This window comes from Brevundimonas sp. TWP3-1-2b1, from assembly GCF_049896165.1.
Taxonomy (GTDB): domain Bacteria; phylum Pseudomonadota; class Alphaproteobacteria; order Caulobacterales; family Caulobacteraceae; genus Brevundimonas; species Brevundimonas subvibrioides_B.
This window is the reverse complement of sequence record NZ_JAFCTT010000030.1, coordinates 1-4,210: the sequence shown is the minus strand read 5'-3', so window position 1 is coordinate 4,210 and position 4,210 is coordinate 1. Positions and strand designations below refer to the sequence as shown.

At 61.3% G+C, this 4,210-nt stretch carries 4 protein-coding genes; 3 read left to right on the top strand and 1 reads right to left on the bottom strand.

What is annotated here, in order from left to right:
* The first annotated feature begins 397 nt into the window (after window positions 1-397).
* Both ACP7AB_RS16730 and ACP7AB_RS16725 read left to right on the top strand, forming a co-directional pair.
* Window positions 398-964 (top strand): heme NO-binding domain-containing protein, encoded by a 567-nt coding sequence (locus ACP7AB_RS16730; protein WP_425993140.1) that lies wholly within the window; start codon window positions 398-400, stop codon window positions 962-964.
* Window positions 961-2,820, top strand: coding sequence for a response regulator (locus tag ACP7AB_RS16725; protein ID WP_425993142.1), 1,860 nt, complete (start codon window positions 961-963; stop codon window positions 2,818-2,820). The genes ACP7AB_RS16730 and ACP7AB_RS16725 overlap by 4 nt, the downstream gene beginning before the upstream one ends.
* Window positions 2,821-3,247: 427 nt before the next feature.
* Here ACP7AB_RS16725 and ACP7AB_RS16720 read toward each other — a convergent pair whose 3' ends face one another.
* Window positions 3,248-3,715, bottom strand: coding sequence for a MucR family transcriptional regulator (locus ACP7AB_RS16720; protein ID WP_426046197.1), 468 nt, complete (start codon window positions 3,713-3,715; stop codon window positions 3,248-3,250).
* A gap of 294 nt (window positions 3,716-4,009) precedes the next feature.
* Between ACP7AB_RS16720 and ACP7AB_RS16715 the strand changes: the two genes are divergently transcribed.
* Window positions 4,010-4,210: hypothetical protein (locus tag ACP7AB_RS16715; RefSeq protein WP_426046196.1), on the top strand; the 201-nt coding region annotated here is incomplete at its 3' end.

The following is a 4,210-nucleotide window of genomic DNA, read 5'->3' as shown; positions in this document are numbered from 1 at the left end:
CGAGGCCGTTGCTGCCAGCCCTCCTCGTTTGCGCCTGCTCTCCTTGCCAGAAACAGGACGTCCCGGACGTCCGCAACGGGTCGGACCACGACATTGGCATCGGGCCCGAAACCGGACCTTGAACCCCAAGGGCCGACAGCAGACCTTCCGAACCGCCGTTGGGGGTGGACAGCGGACCTACGCCTGGCACGGGACCGGGGGCGGCTCAGCGCCAGAAGCCGTCATCGGCTGAGCGCCAGAAGCACGACATTGAAGCGTACCCTTTTCGGGGCCGGAAGGTCTTCCCGGCCGTTCGAACGCGTCGCGGTTGTCTTGTTCACCTCAGACTTTTGTTGGCCGTTTATGATTCTTTCTTTTTCCACAACTATCGTTCGCTCGATATCAGCGGGGGATTGTAATGAAGGGTGTGGTTTTCAACCTTCTCGAGGGCGCCGTATTACGCGCCTTCGGAGACGACACTTGGGACGCGCTCATAGACGCCGCCGGGGTCAGCGGGACCTATACCTCCCTCGGCAGCTATCCCGATTCAGACATGGAAGCACTGGTCTCTGCAGCGGGACAGGCACTCGACCTGGACCGGGATCAGGTCCTGCGCTGGTTCGGACAGAAAGCCATTCCCCTGATGGCGGACATCTATCCCGACTTCTTCTCGGCCGCGCCTGACGCTCGCACCTTCGTCGAAGGGATCAACAGCCAGATCCATACGGAGGTGCGCAAACTCTACCCCGGCGCGGCATGCCCGCACTTCAACATGCGCTCGAACAGCTCGGGCGAACTGGTCATGGACTATCTCTCCACGCGTAACATGTGTGCGCTGGCCCAAGGGTTCGTTGAAGGTACAGCCGTCTGGTACGGCGAAGCCGTAACCTTCGAACATGTCACGTGCACGTCTCATGGCGCACCGCACTGCACCTTTGCCATCTCCTGGTCTTCCGAAACGCTGGACGAAGTCGAAGCTGCGTGATCACCGTCCCCGCCCCGTCCGACGACCCTCGCGACCAGATCTACCGACTGGAGCGCCGCCTGGCGCGTGAACGGGAAGCCCGTCTGATGGCCGAGCGCATCGCAGAGCAGGGCACGCGGGATTTGTTTATCCAGAAGCAACGCCTGAAGCTGGTCGAGACCATAGCCAGCGCCGCGAACCTGCTCGATGATCCGTCAGACGCCTTCCATGTCGCTCTGGACGAGATTTGCAACTACACCGGTTGGGCTACCGGTCATGTCTGGATCTTCGCCGAAAGTCAGTCCGAGACCGTCGAGCTGATCTCGTCCGGGGTCTGGTCTTCGGACGCAAGCATCGAAGCCAAGGCCTTCCGCCGGGTTACTGAATCGATGACTTTTGGCCCCGGCCTGAGCTTGCCAGGACGGGTGCTGCAGAAACGACAGGCCGTCTGGATTCCGGACATCACCCTGGACGACCACTTTCAACGCAAGCGTGTCGCTCGGGAATGCGGACTCCGTGCCGCCTTTGCCTTCCCCGCCCTGATCGGCACCGAGGTCGGGGCTGTTCTGGAGTTTTTTCAAGGCTGGCCAAGGGAACCCGATGAAGAGCTGATGCGGACGGTCGAGCAGATCGGTGCGCAGCTGGGTCGGGTGGTCGAGCGCAAGCGTAACAGCGACCGCGCGGCCGTCGACAAGGCCGCGCTGGAAGCCGAGCACAAAGCGGCCGAGCAAGCCAGCAGGGCAAAGTCGGCCTTTCTCGCCGTCACCAGCCACGAGGTCCGCACACCCCTGAATGCTGTCCTCGGCCTGACTCAAACGCTCAAGCGTGAACCCCTGACGTCGGAGCAGCACGAACTGGTCGACGGGGTGCTGGCCTCCGGCGAGATGCTGCTGAGGCTCCTGAACGCTGTTCTCGACATGTCCAAGATTGAAGCCAACGAGGTGACGGCTCACCTTTCGGACTTCGATCCGGGAACCATGGTCGAGGCTATCGTCAGGATCTGGACACCCTATGCGCACGAGCAGGGGATCGACCTTTCACTGGACACGACCGGGCTTGGCTGTCGTCTGCTCCGGTCCGACGAGGGTCGCATCGAGCAGACCGTCGTCAACCTGGTCGCCAACGCCATCAAATTCACGCCCCAAGGCGAAAGGGTTGTCATCCGTGCGGCCTCTGAAGAAGGCTCGCTTCGAATCGAGGTTATTGATGGCGGCCCCGGCGTAGCCGACTGTGACCGTGAGCGGATATTCCAACCCTTCGAACAGACTGAAACAGGCCGTCAGGCCGGGGGCACCGGGCTGGGTCTGTCCATCTGCACCGGCAATGTCCACTTGCTCGGCGGCGAGATCGGCACCGACCTTACCGAGACAGGCCGGAGCCGGTTCTGGTTTCAATGTCCTGTCCATACGAGCACGCAAGACCGTCTGGAGGAGCCTGAGGAGCCAGGCGAGATTCAGGGCGGGCTTCGGGTGCTTGCGGCAGAGGACAACCCGGCGAATCGTCGGGTCTTGCAGCTGCTCCTGGCCCCGGCCAATGTCGAACTCACGTTCGCCGAGGATGGGCAGCAGGCGCTGAATGCCCTGGCCACCGCCCGCTTCGACTTGGTGCTGATGGACGCCAACATGCCGGTGATGGACGGAGTGGAAGCGGTGAGACGAATTCGCTCGGGCGATCTCGCGCCGGGCGCCGCCATCTTTATGCTGACAGCAAACGCATTTGCCGACGACGTCAGTCTGTACATGGCGGCCGGTGCCGATGGCGTTCTGACCAAACCGATCCATCTGCCATCTCTGTTCGCGGTGCTCTCTGACTGCGGGAAAGGGGTGGTTCTGTCAGGGCAACTTTGCAATGCTGACAGGTTGACCGCGACAAGTTGAAAGCCGCTCTAACCTGCCTGAAATCAGGCAACGGCTACCGCTCGAACGGCCGCCGCTTCGGCTCGGAGTAGCCGGGGGTCGGTCTGCTGACGAGATGCCGTTGGATGCCGAAGATGTTATAGATCGCTGCATAGGTGGTGAGGAATTTCTGGGCTGAGGCTTTGAATCTGTGCCGCTGCTGGTGTCGCTTCTGTCGTCTGATCGGCAGACGGGAGTTCTCCGCCAGATTGTTCTCCCAAAGCCGGTCGGGTCGATGCCGGCACCTCACATCGAGGCGATCCTTGCCGGGAGCGGACATTTCTAACCGCCGCTATGGGTCGACATGCGTCTTTGACATCAGGCCGAAAAACGGACGTTCGCCAACTCAGTCAACACGACGGAGAAGAGCGCGAAGCGTCCTCCAGCGGTCAACGCGATTTAGACGTCGTCACGACTTTGGAGCCCTCGGTTTCCGCGCCGGTTTCGCCGCGACCTCAGCCTTCTTCGGCTGACGCCCGCCCATTCCCAAACCCATCGACTTGGCCAACGCCGACCGTTGAGCCGCATATTCAGGGCTCACCATGGGGAAGTCCTTTGGCAGGGAAAAATGCTCCCGATAGCTGTCCGGGGTGAAGCCCTGGAGCGAGAGATGTCGCTTCATCGACTTGAACTTCCGTCCGTCGATCAGGCTGACGATGCCGTCGGGTTGGATGAGTTTCCGGATCGCGGCGGGCGTCAGTCGCGCCGGTGCTTCCGTTTCCTCCGGCTCTGCATCGCCACCGAGGCGGCTGAGCGATCCGTGCACCATCGTGACCAACCCGGGCAGTTCATCCGGGCTCACCCGGTTGTTGGCCACGAAGTTAGCTACGATGCCCGTGGTCATGGCCAATAGTGCCGATAGATCGATGTCAGCCATGAGTGCCTCCGGTTGGAAAGAATAGTCTTGATACGCCTGAAATCGTCCTAGCAACAAACGCTCAACTGTTGCTGTCTGGCGCGATAGCCGCCGCCCGCACCCAGAATGGATATTGGTCGCGTTGATGGTCGCCGTCTTGGCCTAGGCGCGCCCGGTTTGAGCCTGACAAACCAACTTCAGCCATAGCGCCGATTCCTGACTGTAGGACAACAGACCTCTCAGACTACGGTCAGGCCAGGCGTGGTGTTGTGTCTCCCTCGACCGGGATGGCCCCGGACTAGAAAGGAAACTGCAATGAACACCGCAATGATCAGGAAAGCCCTGCTTCCGGTTCTGGCGGCGTCCGCGGTCTTGGCATCGACCCCGGCACTGGCTCAGAGTCTGACTCATAATGATTCTGATGGATATCAGGCTCTTGCCAGTCTGCGGGTGAGCAGGCGGATATGGGCGACGAAGACCCAGGCGGTGGCCGAGGCGATGGTGGCCTCGAAGTCC